Below are 16,862 nucleotides of genomic sequence, written 5' to 3' on the forward strand. Positions count from 1 at the left end.
GCATCCGCTCCCTTAGGCTATCCTCGCCTGAATCCCTCCGCTCCGCTGCGGGGCGGCTGCGGGTGGCCGTTCGGCCTTGCGGCGGCTGCGCCGTCGAGAGCTCTAATCCACGTCGTGGCGCAGGCGGCCCGATTGCTGGACCTGCACGCCTTTCTGTTTCCGTGCGCGCAAGGCGATCAGCATGCCCACCACAGCCAGCGCCATGCCGAGCGCGGTCAGCACCGTCCACTGATAGCCCTCCAGCAGGGTGGAAAGCAGCATCGCGACCGAAATCGTGACGATGGAATTATACGCCGTGCGGCCCGCGCCGATCTCTCGCACCAGATTGTAATGCAGTGGGAAAGTGACGACCGATCCGATCAGCGCGAGATAGACGATACCCATCCAGTATTCGCTTCTGTCCGGCACTGGCGGAGGCCCTGCCGTCACCCATGCAAAGGCGAAATCGAACAGCGTGCCATAAAGCATGGCCCACGCCAGCAGGCTCACCATCGGTACGCCGCGCCCGGTAGGGTTCGCCTGAATGACATTGGCGACCGATGCCGCCAGAATTCCCAGCAGCGCGAGGAAAATGCCGAGGCCCACATTGCCGCCCACCACGCCCGCATCGGGGTTGGACTGCCATTCGTGAAACAGCAGGAAGCAGACACCCACGATGGCCACTGCGCTGCCGAGCAGGAACCCGCCCTGCACCCGCTCTCCCAGAAAGATGCGCGCGAAAATCGCATTGGGCACCATCAGCAGCGCGAACATCATCGCGACAATGCCCGAAGTCACGAACAGCTCTGCGTGATAGACAAAGAGGAAATTGCCGCTGAACTGGAACAAGCCGACAAACAGGGCGAGCAATTGCTCAGGGCTTGTCAGGGCCAGCCGGCGCTTCATCAGCGCCGCGACCAGAAACAGGGCGGGCGTGGCAAGCGCGAAGCGGTAGAAAACAGACCAAGCCGCGGGCACCCCGTCGATCTGGCCAGTGATCACATACCAGGTCGAACCCCAGATCGCTCCGGTGAGAAGGAAAGGCAGGATGACGCGCCAACTCAGCATGGCGGGCTGCTCGGCGCTCATAAAGCGGCGATTGCCTTGCCAAGCTTTTCGGAGTCCTCGTGCTTGCTCGCCCAATGGGTGACGAGGCGGACGCAGGCGTCATCCCAGTCGTAGAAGGCAAAGCCCTGATCGCGCAGCGCCGCGCGTTCCTCAGCCGTCATGCGGACGAACAGTTCATTGATCTGCTGCGGGTGGACCAGCCGGTCGCCCGATTCGCCGGCGATGATCTTTGCCGCATCATTGGCAGCGCGGGCATTTTGCAGCCAGATTTCATCGTCCAGCATCGCGAGGATCTGTGCAGCGAGATAGCGGCCCTTGCTCTGCAAATGGCCCGCCCGCTTGCGCCGCCAGCGCACCAGCTCCGCCTTTTCGGTGTCGAACAGGATAACTGCCTCTGCGCCCATCCCGCCGTTCTTGACGAAGCCGAAACTCAGCGCATCGACTGGCCCGGCGACTTCCATCGCAGGACCTCCCAGCGCCGCCACCGCATTGGCAAAACGCGCGCCGTCCATATGCAGGCCGAGGTTACGCTCCTTCGCTAGCGCGCCGATCGCAACCAGCTCTTCTGGCCGATAGACCAGACCATACTCGCTCGCCTGCGTGATCGAGATCGCATGGGCGGGCACCTGGTGCACACCGCGCGTGATCCCGGCGAGCACGGCGTCAATATCGGCAGGTGTAAGCTTCGCGCCTTCACCTTCAGCCAGCAACAGCTTTGCACCATGAAGATAGAAGCCCGGCGCGCCGCATTCATCCATTTCGATATGCGCTTCACGGTGGCAGATGACCCCGCCATGCGGCTCCACCATCGTCGCCAATGCGAGGCAATTGGCCGCCGTTCCCGTCGCCACCCACAGCGCAGCACATTCGCGCCCGAACAGAGCAGTAAAGCGCGCGTCCAGCTCGCGGCTCAGCGCATCGGTATCATAGGGCGTGTCGGGGCTATCTGCCGCCTGCATGGCTTCCCACACCTTGGGATGCACCGGGGCGGCATTGTCTGACAGGAATTGCATGGTGGAACGCCATGGCCCCGCAGTGCGTTTGGCGCAAGAAGGAGATCACCATGGCAGAGCTTGAAATCATCGTGACTGACGAGGGAGACCACGGAGCATACCGCGCCAATGTCGAGGGAAGCGACCGGCAGGCCGAACTGACATGGCGCAGCGTCGCTCGCGGGGATGGGGATGTGCGTAACGCGAACCACACCTTCACTCCGCCCGAAGCACGCGGCAAAGGCATTGCTCTCAAGCTTGTCGAATCGATGATCGCCGATGCGCGCGAGCAGGAATTCAAAATCGTGCCGGGGTGTCCCTATGTCGCCGCGCAATTCGACAAGCATCCTGACTGGGCGGACCTGCGCGCGTGATCGCATTTCGCCTCGCGGTAGCTTAATACCTGAAAATACGCTGCTATTTCGGAACGATGCCCGTGCCCACCCGTTGATTGGATGAAGCGCTGATGGCGTTGACAGGCGCAGGCCGATTGCGCTCCCCGGAATGTCCGGGTCGAGCACCTCCCTACAGGAGATGAGACGAAGGCCGATAGTCAAGCATCCGTTCGGGATCGCGTCCGCCACTGGCCAAAAGAGACAGGAGATCATTTATGACTCAGCAGACTCTCAGAAACCGTAACGACTTTTCCGACGCCGAACTCGATCGGCGCGCACAATTTGACCGCTCTCGCCCCATGGAACGGGACGCAAGCGCGGATCTGATTTCAAGCGACCGCGTGAGCGGGACGAAGGTCTACGCCACCGATGGCGAAGAACTCGGCAGCATCGATCACCTGATGATCGGCAAGCGCTCCGGACGCGTTGAATATTCAGTCATGAGTTTCGGCGGCTTCCTGGGCATCAATGAAAAGTATCATCCGATCCCATGGGACGCGCTCGATTACGACACCGAGAAAAACGGCTATGTCGTCAATATCGACAAGTCGCGCCTAAAGGATGCGCCAAGCATCGCCAAGGATGAACGGAGTGGCTTTAACGAAGACTTCGGACGCAATGTGTATGCGTATTACGGTGTAATGTACTGACAAGGCACGAGGCGGCCCAATCACACGGATTGATCAAATGGTCACCGCAAGGCCGTAGAAAAGAAAAGGCCCCGGCGATTACCGGGGCCTTTTTCTTGCGCGATTTGGATTCGCAGAGGCTACTTCGGCAGCCGTGCAAAATCGACCGAGGCGATGCTGTCCAACACGGCAGCGCGCAGTTTCTTCGCATCTTCGAGCGCCAGGCCGCGAAAAGCGAAACGTCCGCCCGCCATGCCGAACACCAGGTCGCAATAGCCGTGCCAGCGCCCGAGCGGGCCTTGCGCGATCTCGACGGAATGCAGCTTCACGCGATTGGCGATCTGGGTGCGCGGGGCAAGCCAGCCGCGGCGCGAAAGGACCTGTTCCGGGTCCAGCGCGTGCCGATCATAGCACCAAAGGTAAAATTGCCGCGCGGCGACGAGCAGAATGAGCACAGCAACCAGCGCGCCGATTACGAACAAGCCCGGCACCAGCCGCTCTGCCTCCACGGCAGCCAATACGAACACGGCGGCCCCGATCAGGAAAATCAGCAGAGACTGGATCAAGCCGCGATCGAAATAAAAGGCGGAGCTCGGCCTACGCCATTGCTCGCTCCCATCGGGCAGAGCGAAACCTGCTTCAGACGCGATCGGCGCGATTTCCGCCATTTTTGCGAAGGGGGCCACGTCATGATTGGCGCTACCCGAATCCTGCGCCAGCGAAATGAAGGAGAGGCCGTGCCAGCCGAAGCGGCGGCGAATGAGACCGGTCGAGACCACGAGAGCCTGCACCCGGTGGACCGGCATCACGACATCAGTCTTGGTCAGCAGGCCGCGGCGGCGACGAAAGCCCTTAGCGGTGCGCTCCAGGCGGAATTCCCAGTCGCGGACGAAGGTTTTCACCACGCCGCTGGCGATGCCCACGAGGATGACGGAAACGATGAGCCACGCGATCCCGGCGATACGCGCCGCCGTATCCATCCCCGAAATGTAGGAGCCGGCATCGGCATAACGCTCGTCCTCGAAGTAATCGGCGATGTAGTCCCAAACATCGAAGGGGAGCAGGAATTCGAATTGCTGCACCACGCCGACGAGCACTGCGAAGATAACCAGTGAAAAGCTGAACAGGCCAAAAGTGAAAAGGCGCTGCGGGGGCATTGCGAAAAGCAGCCTGCCGCCTGTATCCTTGACGGCAATGGGTTCGCCGGGCTCACCATCGAGCGAAGCCGGAGCCGCAGCCATCTCGTCCGCGCCCTCGACCAGACCGCGCACAACTTCGCGCAGGCGCTCGCCTTCGGCCTCACTGACGAAAGAGAGCGCCAGTTCATCCTTGCCGCCCGCACCCGTTTCGAATTTCACTTCGACGAGCCCGAGCAGACGCGGGATCAGCTTTTGTTCTAGGCTCACGTCCTGAATGCGATCGTAAGGGACCGAGCGCGCCGAGCGGCTGATAATGCCCTGCTCCAGCCGCACATCGCTTTCCCCGATGCGATAGCGCAGGCGATACCAATTGAGCCACGCCGGCACGATATTGATCGCGATGATCAGGCCTAGAATAGGGACCAGATAAGGTGCCACGCCGGAAAGCCTGTCGCTTTGGCTGGCAGCTCCGAACAGGATAAACGCTGCAGGAATGATCGCGCTGCCCAGCGTGCGCACCGCCTGCACCGCGACCGACACCGGGCTGACCCGCCGCCATTCGCCGACTTCAATCGCAGCGCCCGCTTGAGCGATTTCGGTATCGGGTTCGCTCACATCGATTCCCGCTTCACATGCTGGCGGATTTCCTCCCGCATCGATGTCGCATCGGCATGCCGCAGCCCCGGCAGCGTGACCGAAGCGTTGTGGGTGCCCGCCGTGTGCAGGATCAGCCGGGCAATGCCGAACATCCGCTCAAGCGGACCTTGCTCGACATCGAGATGCTGCACCCGGCTGAACGGTACGACCGTATCCGAATGGAAGAGCACACCCTTCACCACCCGCAACCGGTCCGTGCTCATGTCATACCCTCGCGATCGATAACGCTTCAGCGGCAGCACCCCGATCAGGATGATCGCAAGGATCACCACCGGAATTGCGGGGACATAGGCCGGAACCACTTCCGCGAGCGAGAGCACAGCAGCGCCAATGACAAAGGGAAGCGTGGTCAGCAGCCCCTCGATCCGCATGACAGTGGTGTATGAAGGGTCGAGCTGGGTAAGCGGTTCGGTGTCCATAGGTGATATATATAAGTGACACACTAGGAGGGGAAGAGCAAAGGTCCCGATACCCACCCAATCGTCGCCGGAAGGCGACGACAGCGAGCAACCGCGAAGCCCGCAGGTGCCGCGCAGCGGGAACGAAGTCCCCGCGAAGCGAATAGCACCGAGGACGGAATTGCGGATGCAATTTCGAAAAGAAAAATGGTGCCACGAGAGAGAATTGAACTCTCGGCCTCACCCTTACCAAGGGTGCGCTCTACCACTGAGCTACCGCGGCTCCGGTCCTGCGGGCAGGTGATGAGAATCACCGCTACGTTTCATTACCCGTCAGGCAGGCGCGCGCTATTGTCATCTGCGCCGCGAATGTCAAGCCAAGCTTGAGCCGAAACCTCGCTTGCGGCAAGAGGTGCGCCATGAGCAAGGACATGACACGCGAAGAGCGCCTGGCCGCCAAGCTGCGCGAGAACCTGCGTCGGCGCAAGACCCAGGCGCGCGAAATGGCAGACCGGCAAAAGGCCGACGAACCTCTTTCCAAGACAGATGGCGAAGGCTAACGCCCTGCCTTCCCTTGTTTCGCAAGAACTAAAGGAAATTTGACGTGCCCAAACTGATCCTCGTTCGCCATGGCCAGTCGGAATGGAATCTCGCCAATCGCTTCACCGGCTGGTGGGATGTCGATGTCACCGAAAAAGGCGTTGAAGAAGCGCGCGAGGCAGGCCGCCTGCTGAAAGAGAAAGGCGTATTCCCGACCGTCGCTTTCACCAGCGTGCAGAAACGCGCAATCAAGACGCTGCATCTGGCGCTGGAAGAATGCGAACGGCTGTGGATTCCGGAAACCAAGAACTGGCAGTTGAATGAGCGCCACTATGGCGGACTGACCGGGCTCAACAAGCAGGAAACGCGCGACAAGCACGGCGATGAGCAGGTGCATATCTGGCGTCGCAGTTTCGACGTGCCGCCTCCGCCGATGGAAAAGGGCGACAAATACGATCCCGGCAATGATCCGCGTTACGACGGGATCGACGTTCCGCAGACCGAAAGCCTGAAGCTGACGATCGAGCGCGTGCTCCCCTATTGGGAAAGCACCATCCTGCCGCAGCTGGAGAAAGGCGAGACGGTGATCATTTCCGCGCACGGCAACAGTCTGCGCGCGCTGGTGAAGCATCTCTCTGGCATTTCCGATGACGAGATCACGGGTCTCGAAATCCCCACCGGCCAGCCGATCATCTACGAATTCGACGATGCGACCATGCAGCCGGGCGAACGCTATTACCTGAAGGATTCCTGATCCGATGAGCGCAAAAGTGGCAATCGTGATGGGCAGCCAGTCCGACTGGCCGACCATGCAATGCGCGGCAAAGGTGCTGGATGATCTCGGCGTCTCATATGAAGCGCGCATTGTCTCCGCTCACCGCACGCCGGACAGGCTGCACACCTTCGGCAAAGGCGCGGCGGAAGAAGGTTTTCAAGTTGTGATCGCAGGCGCTGGCGGCGCGGCGCATTTGCCCGGCATGATCGCCGCGCTGACGCATCTGCCAGTGCTCGGCGTGCCGGTGCAGTCGCGCGCGCTCAGCGGTCTCGACAGTCTGCTGTCCATTGTCCAGATGCCCGCAGGCGTGCCGACCGGCACGCTGGCTATTGGTGAGGCTGGCGCGACCAATGCAGGCCTGCTTGCCGCATCGATCCTCGCACTCGGCGATGATACGCTGGCAGGGCGGCTGCAAGACTGGCGCGCGGCGCAGACCGACAAAGTGGCGGAAACGCCGACCGACAACTGAGCTGGCAAGCGGGGGCGATGTGCTGAAACCGGGCGCGACAATCGGCATTTTGGGCGGCGGCCAGCTTGGCCGGATGATGGCGATGTCTGCCGCGCAACTGGGCTATCGCTGCCATATCTTCGCGCCCGAGGCGGACAGCGTCGCAGCCGAAGTCAGCGCACAATTCACCAATGCATCATGGCATGACCGCGAGGCGCTGACCGGTTTTGCATCGTCTTGCGATGTGGTGACCTATGAATTCGAGAACGTTCCGGTGGAACCGCTTTCCGCGATCCCAGCCGACATGCTTGCACCCGGAACACGCGCGCTTGAAATTGCGCAGGACCGGGTGAGCGAGAAACGCTTTGTCGAAGAGCTCGGCGGATCGCCAGCGCCCTTCGCCGTGGTCGATCACGATGCCGATCTGGCCGATGCCATTGAAAGGGTCGGAACGCCTGGCATCCTCAAGACACGGCGCGATGGCTATGACGGCAAGGGCCAGTGGAGCATTGCCAGCGCGCATGAGGCAGACGGCGTGCGCGTGCCTGCAAGCGGCAGTGTCTATGAAGGCAAGGTCAGCTTCGAATGCGAATTCTCGGTCATCCTCGTGCGCGGGTTCGATGGCGAAGTGCGTTTCTGGGATTCGACCCGCAATCGGCATGACAGCGGCATCCTCGCCCATTGCGAATTGCCGGCCCCCGCTATCGTCGGCGAGCAGGTCGAAGCCGCCCGCGCGCTGGCGCAGAAAATTGCCGAGGCGCTCGAATATGTGGGCGTGCTGACGTGTGAATTCTTCGCCACGGCGAATGGCCCGGTGTTCAATGAAATGGCACCCCGCGTGCACAATTCGGGCCACTGGACGATCGAAGGGGCCCTCACCAGCCAGTTCGAGAACCATATTCGCGCGATCGCCGGTTTGCCGCTGGGCGATACCGCCAGCGTGAGCGAGACGATCGTCATGGACAATCTCATCGGCGCCAGTGCGCTAGATGTGGCGACGCACCTTTCCGACCCCACGGCCCACCTCCATCTTTACGGCAAGGCCGAGGCGCGCGAGGGGCGCAAGATGGGCCACATCACCCGGGTGGGCTGAGTTTTGACTGACAAAGCTGACCGCGAAGTTCTTTTCATCGTCGCCCGTGCCACCAATGGCGTGATCGCGCGCGATGGCGCCGTGCCCTGGGCGATTTCGGAAGATTTGAAACGGTTCAAGCGCCTGACCATGGGCAAGCCGATGGTTATGGGCCGCAAGACCTTTGAAAGCCTGCCTGGCCTGCTGCCCGGCCGCCGCCACATCGTGCTCACCCGCTCTGAAGACTGGCAGGCCGAAGGTGCGGAAGTCGCGCACAACGTTGCAGGTGCGCTGGCGCTGGTGGCCGGCGAGGATTTCGCCGTGATTGGCGGGGCGGAGATATTCGACCTATTCTGGGATCATGGCACGGTCTTCGAGCTCACCGAAGTGCATGAAGAAACCGAAGGCGACGTGACCATGCGTAGCCCGGCTGATGACGACAGCTGGCACGAAGTAGCGCGCGAGCCGCGCACTGCTGAAGGCTTTCCACCATTCGACTTCGTCACTTTCGAGCGGCGGCGATGATCGGGCGAATTCTCAAGGGTCTGGGCATCGTGCTGGTCGTCGCGCTGGCCGGCTTCTTCATCTTCGCCCCCGGTATCGCCGAGCGGAACATGAATGTGATCGATGGCGGACCGCTGCCGGAAATCACCGATGAAGCGCGCGAACTGCACGCAACGCTGACCATCGTCGACCTCCATTCGGACACGCTGATGTGGGCGCGTGATCCGGTCGAGCGGGCGGATCGCGGCCATATGGATTTGCCCCGCCTCATAGATGGCAATGTCGCGCTGCAGGTATTCTCCAGCGTCACCAAGTCGCCTGCAGGCCTTAATTTCGATGAGAATTCCGCTGACGCGCGCGATGACATTACCCTTCTCGCGATCGGTCAGCTGCAGCCCGTCTCGACCTGGACATCGCTATTCGAACGATCGCGCTGGCATGCCTCCCGCCTGACCCGCGCCGCAAGTGACGCCCCCGACGCGCTGCGCACCATCCGCACTCCCGAAGATATCGACGCCCTGCTCGACCAGCGCGGCACCGCTGATCAGCCAGTTGGCGGATTGTTATCGGTCGAAGGGCTCCACAATCTGGAAGGCCGCGCGGAAAACCTCCAGCGCCTGTACGATGATGGCATGCGCATGGCGGGGATCACCCATTTCTTCGACAATGAACTCGCGGGATCGATGCATGGCGAGGAGAAGGGTGGCCTGACCGATTTTGGGCGCGAAATGGTGGGTGAGATGGAGCGCATGGGCATCATCGTCGATGTCGCCCATTGCAGTCACCAATGCGTTGCTGAGCTGATCGCGATGGCGCGCCGCCCGCTCGTCTCCAGCCATGGCGGAGTGCAGGCGACCTGCCCGGTCAATCGCAACCTGACCGATGATGAAATCCGCGGTGTCGCGGCGACGGGCGGCGTGATCGGCATCGGCTATTTCCCGGGCGCTGTCTGCGACACATCGCCGCAAGCCATCGTGGCCGCGATGCGCCATGTGGCAGACCTGGTCGGCGTGGAGCATGTCGCGCTCGGCAGCGATTATGACGGGACGGTGGAAGTGCGGTTCGACACGGCCAACATCGTGCATGTGACGCAGGCGCTCATGGACGATGGTTTCAGCGAGGATGAAATTCGCGCGATCATGGGGCTGAATGCTTTACGGGTCATCCGTGCCGGCCTGGTCCCATGGGGCGAGAACTGGATAGACGAGGACGGCAACCCGATCATGGTTCCACAGGCCGGAGTAGGCGAGTGAGGCTTTTCCACCGCGATCCTGTCCCTGAAAGCTTGCGCGGCGCCATCGTCGCGCTCGGCAACTTCGATGGCTTCCATCGCGGGCACCAGCATGTCGTGTCCGAAGCGGTGGAGTGGGCGAAGAGCGAAGGCCGCCCCGCCATCGTCGCCACGTTCGATCCCCACCCCGTGCGCCATTTCGCCCCGCATGTGCCGCCTTTCCGCCTGACGCGGCTGGACCAGCGCGAAGAGCTTTTTACTGAAGCCGGCGCCGCGGCGATGCTCGTGTTCGAATTCGGCGATACGCTCGCCAGTATGGAAGCGGAGAGCTTCGTGCGCGAGCTGCTCGGCAGCCATATCGGCGCGGCGGGCGTAGTCACGGGCGAGGACTTTACCTTCGGCAAAGGGCGCGGCGGCAATACGCAGGTCTTGCGCGACGTCGGTGCGGATTGCGGCATTCAGGCGCGCGCCATCGGCCCGGTCGGCGATGGCGGGCAAGTCATTTCCTCCAGCCGTATCCGCGATGCGCTGAAAGCGGGCGAATGCGATGTCGCCACCAGCCTGCTCAGCCGCCCCTTCACCGTGCGCGGCGAAGTGATCCATGGTGACAAGCGCGGCCGCGAGTTGGGCTATCCCACCGCCAATATCGACATGGGGCACTATCTGCGCCCCCGCTTCGGCATCTATGCCGTGCGCGGCAAAGTGCTCTCGACCGGGCAGGAGCTGACAGGCGCGGCCAATCTGGGTGTGCGCCCGCAATTCGATCCGCCCAAGGAATTGCTGGAGCCGCATTTCTTCGATTTCTCCGGCGATCTCTATGGCGAAGTCCTCGACATAGAATTTCGCCACTTCCTCCGCCCCGAAGCGAAGTTTGACGATCTGGACGCGCTGATCGCGCAGATGGATGCTGACTGCAAAAAGGCTCGCACGCTACTCGCATGAAAATCTGGCTCTATCGCGGCGCGATGGCGCTTGCCGTCGCTTTCCTCATCCTGACCGTGGTCAATGCCAGCTGGCTCGCCCCCACGCCGCAGGGCAATCCGAAGCTAATCGCCCATCGCGGCGTGGCGCAGCTGTATGACAAGGAAGGCGTCGGGCGCGACACCTGCACCGCCGACCGGATCGAGGAGCCGGTGCACGACTATCTCGAGAACACCCTCCCCTCCATGGCCATGACGCTGCAGGTCGGCGCGCAGATGATCGAGGTGGACATTGCGCCCACCAGCGATGGCGAAATCGCGGTATTTCACGACTGGACGCTCGACTGCCGCACCAATGGCAGCGGCGATACCCGCGATGCGAGCATGGCGGAATTGCAGGCGCTGGATGCAGGCTATGGCTATACAGCGGATGGCGGCGCAACATTCCCGTTCCGCGGCAATCCTGACAACCGCATCCCCACCCTGGAGGAAGCGTTGCAGGTGCTGTCCCGCCGCGCGATCGTGTTCAATTTCAAGTCGCGCGATCCGGCAGAGGCGGATCTGCTCGCCGAGAAGCTGGAGGCATCGGGCCGCCGGGTAGAGCGGATGGGCGATGCTTTCTACGGCCACCCGGATGTGATCGCGCGTATTCGCGAGTATTATCCCGATGCATGGTCATGGACCGCGCCGGAGCTGGAAGAATGCTCGCGCGATTATGTCGCCTATGGCTGGACGGGCTATTTGCCGCAGAGCTGCCGGGGGCGCACGCTGGTCGTGCCGCTGGACAAGCAATGGGCGTTCTGGGGCTGGCCCAATCGCGCCATTGCCCGGATGGAAGCGCATGGCGGACGTGTGCTGGTGATCGGCCCGATGGACGTGGAGAACCACCCGCGCGGCCTCGCCCTGCCCGAACAGCTTGAGGAAATTCCCAGCACCTACAATGGCTATGTCTGGGTGGAGGATATCTGGACGATCGGCCCCGCCCTTCGCCCGAGTGCGGATCGCCGCCGTGCGGATGTACGCGCCGGGTCCGAAGATGCCCTGCCCGCCCGCCGTGCGCGGTTCGGGCTGGATTAGCCTTACCAAGCGCGATGCGGTGTTGCCGTAGGGCGCGTTTGCCCTTACTTGCCTGCGCCCTATGAGCGAAGAATCTAGCAAGCGCGATTACCGGGACACCGTCTTCCTGCCGAAGACCGATTTTCCCATGAAGGCCGGCCTTCCGCAGAAGGAGCCGGGCATTCTCGCGCGCTGGGAAGAGGAAGGTGTCTACAAGGCGCTGCGCGAGGCGCGTGCCGGGCGCGAGAAATTCGTGCTGCACGATGGCCCGCCTTACGCCAATGGCAATATCCATATCGGCCATGCGCTGAACAAAGTGCTGAAGGATGCGGTCGTCCGCACGCAGAGCCTGCTTGGGCGTGATGCGCCCTATGTGCCCGGCTGGGATTGCCACGGCCTGCCCATCGAATGGAAGGTCGAGGAAAAGTACAAGAAGAAGAAGCGCAACAAGGATGAAGTCCCGGTGCGCGAATTCCGCCAGGAATGCCGCGATTACGCCGCCGAATGGGTCGATGTACAGCGCGAACAGTTCAAGCGCCTTGGCATCACGGGTGAGTGGGACAAGCCCTACCTGACGATGGCGCCCGAAGCCGAAGCTGGCATCGTCGCCGAACTGCTCAAGTTTGCAGAGAGCGGCCAGCTCTATCGCGGCGCGAAGCCGGTGATGTGGAGCCCGGTCGAAAAGACCGCGCTGGCCGAGGCCGAGGTCGAGTACGAAGATATTACCTCAACGCAGATCGATGTGGCGTTTGAGATTGTCGAAGCTCCGAAGTCTAAGGCGATCACCGAATATCTAGCAGAAGGCAAAAAAGTCTTCGCGGTCATCTGGACGACCACGCCTTGGACAATCCCGGTAAACCAAGCCCTTGCATTCCACCCTCACCCGTTCCGCTCAGGAATCGGGAACTATGCCCTTTACAAAGATGCGAATGGTGACCGCTTCGTGCTTCACCCGTTGCTGTTCGAGCATTTTGTTGAGCGAACCGGCATGGAATTGGAGTTCGACAAAGAACTCATCGACTCCTCTTTGCATAATGCAGCAGCCCGCCACCCGATGCACCATCTTGGCGGGTTCTTTGCCGAGCCGCGTCCGCTGCTCCCCGGAGACTTCGTCACCACCGACAGCGGTACCGGCCTCGTGCATATGTCACCCGACCATGGCGAGGACGATTTCGAGCTGTGCAAACGCGCCCAAAGCCTTGGCTGGAAAGAAAACATCAATCCCAAATTCGTGGTCGATGCCGATGGGCGCTATCGCGAAGACTGGGGCTGGCTGCCACGCACCGATGCGCGCAATGGCAGCGTCATCAATCCAAAATTCAATGCGCCCGACGGACCCATCTGTTCGGACCTGCGCGAAGCAGGCGCGCTGCTCTCGGCCTCTGCCGATTACGAGCATTCCTACCCCCACTCGTGGCGCTCCAAAGCCAAGGTCATCTATCGCTGCACACCGCAATGGTTCGTGCCGATGGACAAGCCGGTGGGCGAGTTCGACTATCCGATTGCCGACCAGGGCGCGATTGGCGGCGCTATCGCGCTGGGCACGCAGGCGAGTGACACCGCAACGCTGCGCGAAATCGCCCTCGGTGAAATCGACAAGACGCGCTTCGTTCCGGCGAAGGGCAAGAACCGTATCGGCTCGATGGTCGAGGGGCGTCCCGACTGGGTTCTGTCCCGCCAGCGCGCATGGGGCGTGCCGATCACGCTGTTCGTCAATCGCAAGACCGGCGAATATCTCGTCGATCCAGCGGTCAACCAGCGTATCGTGGACGCGATCAAGGCGGACGGTGTCGATGCGTGGTCGGAAGAGAATGCCCAGACGCTTTTGGGCGAGGAGTACAAGCTCGACGATTACGAGATGATCGGCGACATCCTCGATGTCTGGTTCGACAGCGGCTCCACCCACGCCTTCGTGCTCGAAAGCGATAATTGGCCGGACCTGCAATCGCCTGCCGATCTGTATCTCGAAGGCAGTGACCAGCATCGAGGCTGGTTCCAGTCCTCGCTGCTCGAAAGCTGCGCCACGCGCGGGCATGCGCCTTACAAAAGCGTGCTGACCCATGGATTCACCATGGCGGCTGATGGTCGGAAAATGTCGAAGAGCCTCGGCAATACGGTCGATCCGCTGAAGGTGATGGAGGAATACGGCGCCGACATCATCCGCCTGTGGGCGCTGAGCGTCGACTACACCGAAGACCACCGCATCGGGCCGGAAATCCTCAAAGGCGTGGCCGACCAGTATCGCAAGCTGCGCAACACCTTCCGCTACATGCTGGGCGCGCTCGGTGGTTTCGAGGATAGCGAACGCGTCGATGTCAGCGAAATGCCGGAGCTGGAGCGGTATATGCTCAGCCTGCTGGGTGAGCTGGACGCGAAGCTGCGCCAGTGCATCCACGATTACGACTTCAACGCCTACACCCGCGCGCTCGTCGACTTCATGAATGAGGACCTTTCGGCCTTCTTCTTCGATATCCGCAAGGACCGGCTTTATTGCGATGCCCCCGGCAGTGTGGAGCGCCGCGCTTACCGCACCGTGCTCGATACGCTGTTCCACGCGCTGATCCGCTACGCCGCGCCAGTGCTGGTGTTTACCAGCGAAGAGGTGTGGGGCACCCGCTATCCGGATGGCGGCAGCGTGCACATGCTGGAGCTGGAGGCGCTGCCGGAAGTGACTGCTGATAGAGAAGGTTGGGCGTTTCTAAGAGATCTGCGCGATGCTGTATTCTCAGCAGCAGAAGAGGCAAGACGGGACGGCCTCATCAAGTCCACTATGCAGGCTCGGGTGTCGCTCGTTTTCGAGAACCAAGAAGCCAGAGATAGGCTCGATAGCTGGTTGCGCTCAGATGACGTACTGATCTCACAACTATTTATTAGCGGCACCGTCAATCTGCTACAGGGCAATCCTTTCGAGCAGCGGGAGGTCCATTGGAATTCTGACAAGTCCGTCGGGGCTGTTGTACATAAATCTCCCGACGCCAAATGTGGCCGCTGCTGGCGCCTCCTTCCGGAAGTCGAGGAAGATGGCGATTTGTGCAATCGCTGCGAAAGCGTGGTCGCCGAAATGGACGCAAGCGCATGAGCCAGCTCGCCAAATTCCGCGCCCTCGGCCTCGCGATTGCAGCGATCATTTTCGCGTTCGACCAATGGGTGAAGCATTTTGTCGTCAACGATCTCGGTCTTGACCAGATCGGCGAGAATTACCCCATTCTCCCGTTCTTCGATTTCACCCGCACCAACAATTACGGTGTCTCGCTCGGCATGTTCGAGGCAACCAGCGTGGAAATGCGCTGGATCCTTGTCGGCGTCACCGCGCTCATCGCGCTGGTCGTCCTGGTCTGGATGTTCCGCGAGAAACTCTTCGGAGACATTCTCGCGCTCAGTCTGATTCTGGGCGGGGCAGCGGGCAATATCCGTGACCGCGCGCTGTATGGCTATGTCATCGATTATGCCGATTTCCACATTGGGGACTTTCGCCCCTTCCTGATTTTCAATATTGCCGATGCCGCAATAACCATCGGGGTGGTGATTATCCTTGCCCGCGCGCTGTTCATGCGCGAGAAACCCGAGGACGAGCAGGACACTGCAACCGAATAAGCGCTGAGCCGCTAGAGAGTAGAGACAATGGCCAAATTCACCCGCATCATCATTCTGGCAACGGCCGCAACGGGCCTCACCGCCTGCGGTGGTATCGATGTCGCCAGCCGCGAACGCCCGGACGAGTTCGCCGTGCAGCGCCAGGCGCCGCTGGTGATCCCGCCCGATTTCCACATGGTCCCGCCAGAGCCCGGCGCACCGCGCCCGGTTGAAGGCACCGCGTCCGAACAGGCTCTTGAGGCGCTGTTTGGCGGTCCTGCTGCCCGCAGCGAAGTGGAAACCAGCGCATTGGAAGCGGCAGGCATGGCAGAGCCCGGCATCCGCACAGCGGTAGGCTTTCCGGACACCTTCACGGTCGACAAGGGCCTGGACGTGCGCACGATCCTCGCCGCTCCTGAAGGCAATGGCCAGTCGGCACAGGCTGTTATTCCGAGCTGATCGCGGCTTTACAACCGATCTGAAAACAGCGGCGCGAGGCTTGGCCTCAGCGCCGCTTTTTCATGCGCGCTTGAGAGTGTCGAAACAAACCGGCATGACAGCGCGCATGACTGATTTCACGCTGACCGGCTTCGACCTTGACCGCTTCGTGCGGGAAACCCTTGCAGAAGATCTGGGCGAAGGCCTGCCCGGCGGGGGCCGCGATGTGACCGCCGAATCGGTGATCCCGGCGGACGCTCGCTTTTCCGGTGTCATGGACAGCCGCGATGCGACTACTGTTGCAGGCCTGCCCGTTGCTGTCGCTTTCTTCCGCCACCTTGACCCAGATATGGCCATAGAGGTGCTTGTGGAGGAAGGCGCGCAGGTCTCACCCGGCACCGATCTGATGCGCCTTTCCGGCAATGCCCGCGCCATGCTGACGGCAGAGCGCAGCGCGCTCAACACCGTGCAGCATCTCTCCGGCATTGCCACCATGGCGCGGCAATATGTCGATGCGATGCGCGCTGGCGGTGACAATCAGGATTGCACGCTGCTCGATACGCGCAAGACCATTCCGGGGCTCCGTCATCTGGAGAAATACGCCGTGCGCCAGGGCGGCGCGAGCAATCACCGCATGGGATTGTGGGATGCCGCCATGATCAAGGATAATCACATCCTTGTCGCCGGGAATGTCGGCGAAGCGGTGCGCCGCGCGCGCGATGCAGGGGTCGAGCACATCATTTGCGAAGTCGACCGGATCGATCAGATCGAGCCTGCGCTGGCGGCGGGCGCCGACCATCTGCTGCTCGACAATATGTCGCCTGAAACGCTGCGCGAAGCCGTCGAGCTGGTCGCGGGGCGGGTGAAAACCGAAGCATCAGGCGGCATCAATCTCGACACTATCCACGCCAAGGCATCCTCCGGCGTGGATTACGTATCCGTCGGCCGCCTCACCCAAAGCGCGCCAGCCGCCGACATCGGCCTCGATTTCACCGTCGAATAACAGCGCCGAAAGATGGCGAGCCGGCTGTCCGGCTCGCCACTATCC

Annotated in this window: 18 protein-coding genes and 1 tRNA gene; 14 read left to right on the plus strand and 5 right to left on the minus strand. The window is 61.6% G+C overall.

Annotation, left to right across the window (positions count from 1 at the left end):
- Nucleotides 1–102 precede the first annotated feature (102 nt).
- Both O2N64_RS03940 and O2N64_RS03945 read right to left on the minus strand, forming a co-directional pair.
- Entirely contained in the window at nt 103–1,068 is a 966-nt protein-coding gene (locus tag O2N64_RS03940; protein WP_271078982.1) for a DMT family transporter, read from the minus strand.
- Complete coding sequence (locus O2N64_RS03945) at nt 1,065–2,060, minus strand: threonine aldolase family protein (RefSeq protein ID WP_271078983.1); 996 nt, start codon at nt 2,058–2,060, stop codon at nt 1,065–1,067. The genes O2N64_RS03940 and O2N64_RS03945 overlap by 4 nt, the downstream gene beginning before the upstream one ends.
- A gap of 50 nt (nt 2,061–2,110) precedes the next feature.
- Here O2N64_RS03945 and O2N64_RS03950 point away from each other — a divergent pair, with 50 nt between their 5' ends.
- Nucleotides 2,111–2,413 carry a GNAT family N-acetyltransferase gene (locus O2N64_RS03950; protein WP_271078984.1) on the plus strand — a complete coding sequence of 101 codons (303 nt, stop codon included), beginning with the start codon at nt 2,111–2,113 and terminating at the stop codon, nt 2,411–2,413.
- 236 nt (nt 2,414–2,649) lie between these two features.
- Complete coding sequence (locus O2N64_RS03955) at nt 2,650–3,084, plus strand: PRC-barrel domain-containing protein (protein WP_325100050.1); 435 nt, start codon at nt 2,650–2,652, stop codon at nt 3,082–3,084.
- A gap of 119 nt (nt 3,085–3,203) precedes the next feature.
- Here O2N64_RS03955 and O2N64_RS03960 read toward each other — a convergent pair whose 3' ends face one another.
- The 3 genes from O2N64_RS03960 to O2N64_RS03970 all read right to left on the minus strand — a co-directional run bounded on the left by O2N64_RS03960 (nt 3,204) and on the right by O2N64_RS03970 (nt 5,540).
- Nucleotides 3,204–4,817 (minus strand): PH domain-containing protein, encoded by a 1,614-nt coding sequence (locus O2N64_RS03960; protein WP_271078985.1) that lies wholly within the window; start codon nt 4,815–4,817, stop codon nt 3,204–3,206.
- Nucleotides 4,814–5,278, minus strand: coding sequence for a PH domain-containing protein (locus tag O2N64_RS03965; RefSeq protein ID WP_271078986.1), 465 nt, complete (start codon nt 5,276–5,278; stop codon nt 4,814–4,816). The genes O2N64_RS03960 and O2N64_RS03965 overlap by 4 nt, the downstream gene beginning before the upstream one ends.
- 187 nt (nt 5,279–5,465) lie before the next feature.
- Nucleotides 5,466–5,540, minus strand: a tRNA-Thr gene (locus O2N64_RS03970).
- 136 nt (nt 5,541–5,676) lie between these two features.
- On the opposite strand from O2N64_RS03970, the gene O2N64_RS03975 reads away from it, so the two are divergent.
- The 12 genes from O2N64_RS03975 (at nt 5,677) to nadC (ending at nt 16,817) form a co-directional block, all read left to right on the plus strand.
- Nucleotides 5,677–5,817 (plus strand): hypothetical protein, encoded by a 141-nt coding sequence (locus tag O2N64_RS03975; protein WP_271078987.1) that lies wholly within the window; start codon nt 5,677–5,679, stop codon nt 5,815–5,817.
- A gap of 44 nt (nt 5,818–5,861) precedes the next feature.
- Nucleotides 5,862–6,551 (plus strand): 2,3-diphosphoglycerate-dependent phosphoglycerate mutase, encoded by a 690-nt coding sequence (gene gpmA, locus O2N64_RS03980; protein WP_271078988.1) that lies wholly within the window; start codon nt 5,862–5,864, stop codon nt 6,549–6,551.
- A 4-nt stretch (nt 6,552–6,555) separates the two neighbouring features.
- The gene (gene purE / locus O2N64_RS03985; protein ID WP_271078989.1) at nt 6,556–7,041 is read left to right on the plus strand and encodes a 5-(carboxyamino)imidazole ribonucleotide mutase; all 486 of its coding nucleotides are present in this window, start codon (nt 6,556–6,558) and stop codon (nt 7,039–7,041) included.
- A gap of 19 nt (nt 7,042–7,060) precedes the next feature.
- On the plus strand, nt 7,061–8,113 hold the full coding sequence (locus O2N64_RS03990) for a 5-(carboxyamino)imidazole ribonucleotide synthase (RefSeq protein ID WP_271078990.1): 1,053 nt from the start codon (nt 7,061–7,063) through the stop codon (nt 8,111–8,113).
- A 3-nt stretch (nt 8,114–8,116) separates the two neighbouring features.
- Nucleotides 8,117–8,617, plus strand: coding sequence for a dihydrofolate reductase (locus tag O2N64_RS03995; RefSeq protein WP_271078991.1), 501 nt, complete (start codon nt 8,117–8,119; stop codon nt 8,615–8,617).
- On the plus strand, nt 8,614–9,849 hold the full coding sequence (locus tag O2N64_RS04000; protein ID WP_271078992.1) for a dipeptidase: 1,236 nt from the start codon (nt 8,614–8,616) through the stop codon (nt 9,847–9,849). Before O2N64_RS03995 ends, O2N64_RS04000 begins: the two co-directional genes overlap by 4 nt.
- Nucleotides 9,846–10,769 (plus strand): bifunctional riboflavin kinase/FAD synthetase, encoded by a 924-nt coding sequence (locus O2N64_RS04005; protein ID WP_271078993.1) that lies wholly within the window; start codon nt 9,846–9,848, stop codon nt 10,767–10,769. The genes O2N64_RS04000 and O2N64_RS04005 overlap by 4 nt, the downstream gene beginning before the upstream one ends.
- Nucleotides 10,766–11,824, plus strand: coding sequence for a glycerophosphodiester phosphodiesterase family protein (locus O2N64_RS04010; RefSeq protein WP_271078994.1), 1,059 nt, complete (start codon nt 10,766–10,768; stop codon nt 11,822–11,824). Before O2N64_RS04005 ends, O2N64_RS04010 begins: the two co-directional genes overlap by 4 nt.
- Before the next feature lie 61 nt (nt 11,825–11,885).
- Nucleotides 11,886–14,882: an isoleucine--tRNA ligase gene (gene ileS, locus O2N64_RS04015; protein WP_271078995.1), complete on the plus strand. Its 2,997-nt coding sequence runs from the start codon at nt 11,886–11,888 to the stop codon at nt 14,880–14,882.
- Nucleotides 14,879–15,397, plus strand: coding sequence for a signal peptidase II (gene lspA / locus O2N64_RS04020; RefSeq protein ID WP_271078996.1), 519 nt, complete (start codon nt 14,879–14,881; stop codon nt 15,395–15,397). The genes ileS and lspA overlap by 4 nt, the downstream gene beginning before the upstream one ends.
- Before the next feature lie 27 nt (nt 15,398–15,424).
- The gene (locus tag O2N64_RS04025) at nt 15,425–15,835 is read left to right on the plus strand and encodes a DUF3035 domain-containing protein (protein ID WP_271078997.1); all 411 of its coding nucleotides are present in this window, start codon (nt 15,425–15,427) and stop codon (nt 15,833–15,835) included.
- Between the two features lie 106 nt (nt 15,836–15,941).
- A complete protein-coding gene (gene nadC / locus O2N64_RS04030) occupies nt 15,942–16,817 on the plus strand; it encodes a carboxylating nicotinate-nucleotide diphosphorylase (protein ID WP_271078998.1) in 876 nt (291 codons plus the stop codon).
- Nucleotides 16,818–16,862: the final 45 nt, after the last annotated feature.

This window comes from Aurantiacibacter sp. MUD61 (genome assembly GCF_027912455.1).
Lineage (GTDB): Bacteria > Pseudomonadota > Alphaproteobacteria > Sphingomonadales > Sphingomonadaceae > Alteraurantiacibacter.

Bases quoted from the DNA above. Each gene is read 5' to 3' on its own strand.
- O2N64_RS03940 (WP_271078982.1), bottom strand. From the start codon at position 1,068: ATGAGCGCCGAGCAGCCCGCCATGCTGAGTTGGCGCGTCATCCTGCCT.
- O2N64_RS03945 (WP_271078983.1), bottom strand. From the start codon at position 2,060: ATGCAATTCCTGTCAGACAATGCCGCCCCGGTGCATCCCAAGGTGTGG.
- O2N64_RS03950 (WP_271078984.1), top strand. From the start codon at position 2,111: ATGGCAGAGCTTGAAATCATCGTGACTGACGAGGGAGACCACGGAGCA.
- O2N64_RS03955 (WP_325100050.1), top strand. From the start codon at position 2,650: ATGACTCAGCAGACTCTCAGAAACCGTAACGACTTTTCCGACGCCGAA.
- O2N64_RS03965 (WP_271078986.1), bottom strand. From the start codon at position 5,278: ATGGACACCGAACCGCTTACCCAGCTCGACCCTTCATACACCACTGTC.
- O2N64_RS03975 (WP_271078987.1), top strand. From the start codon at position 5,677: ATGAGCAAGGACATGACACGCGAAGAGCGCCTGGCCGCCAAGCTGCGC.
- purE (WP_271078989.1), top strand. From the start codon at position 6,556: ATGAGCGCAAAAGTGGCAATCGTGATGGGCAGCCAGTCCGACTGGCCG.
- O2N64_RS04000 (WP_271078992.1), top strand. From the start codon at position 8,614: ATGATCGGGCGAATTCTCAAGGGTCTGGGCATCGTGCTGGTCGTCGCG.
- O2N64_RS04010 (WP_271078994.1), top strand. From the start codon at position 10,766: ATGAAAATCTGGCTCTATCGCGGCGCGATGGCGCTTGCCGTCGCTTTC.
- ileS (WP_271078995.1), top strand. From the start codon at position 11,886: ATGAGCGAAGAATCTAGCAAGCGCGATTACCGGGACACCGTCTTCCTG.
- lspA (WP_271078996.1), top strand. From the start codon at position 14,879: ATGAGCCAGCTCGCCAAATTCCGCGCCCTCGGCCTCGCGATTGCAGCG.
- O2N64_RS04025 (WP_271078997.1), top strand. From the start codon at position 15,425: ATGGCCAAATTCACCCGCATCATCATTCTGGCAACGGCCGCAACGGGC.
- nadC (WP_271078998.1), top strand. From the start codon at position 15,942: ATGACTGATTTCACGCTGACCGGCTTCGACCTTGACCGCTTCGTGCGG.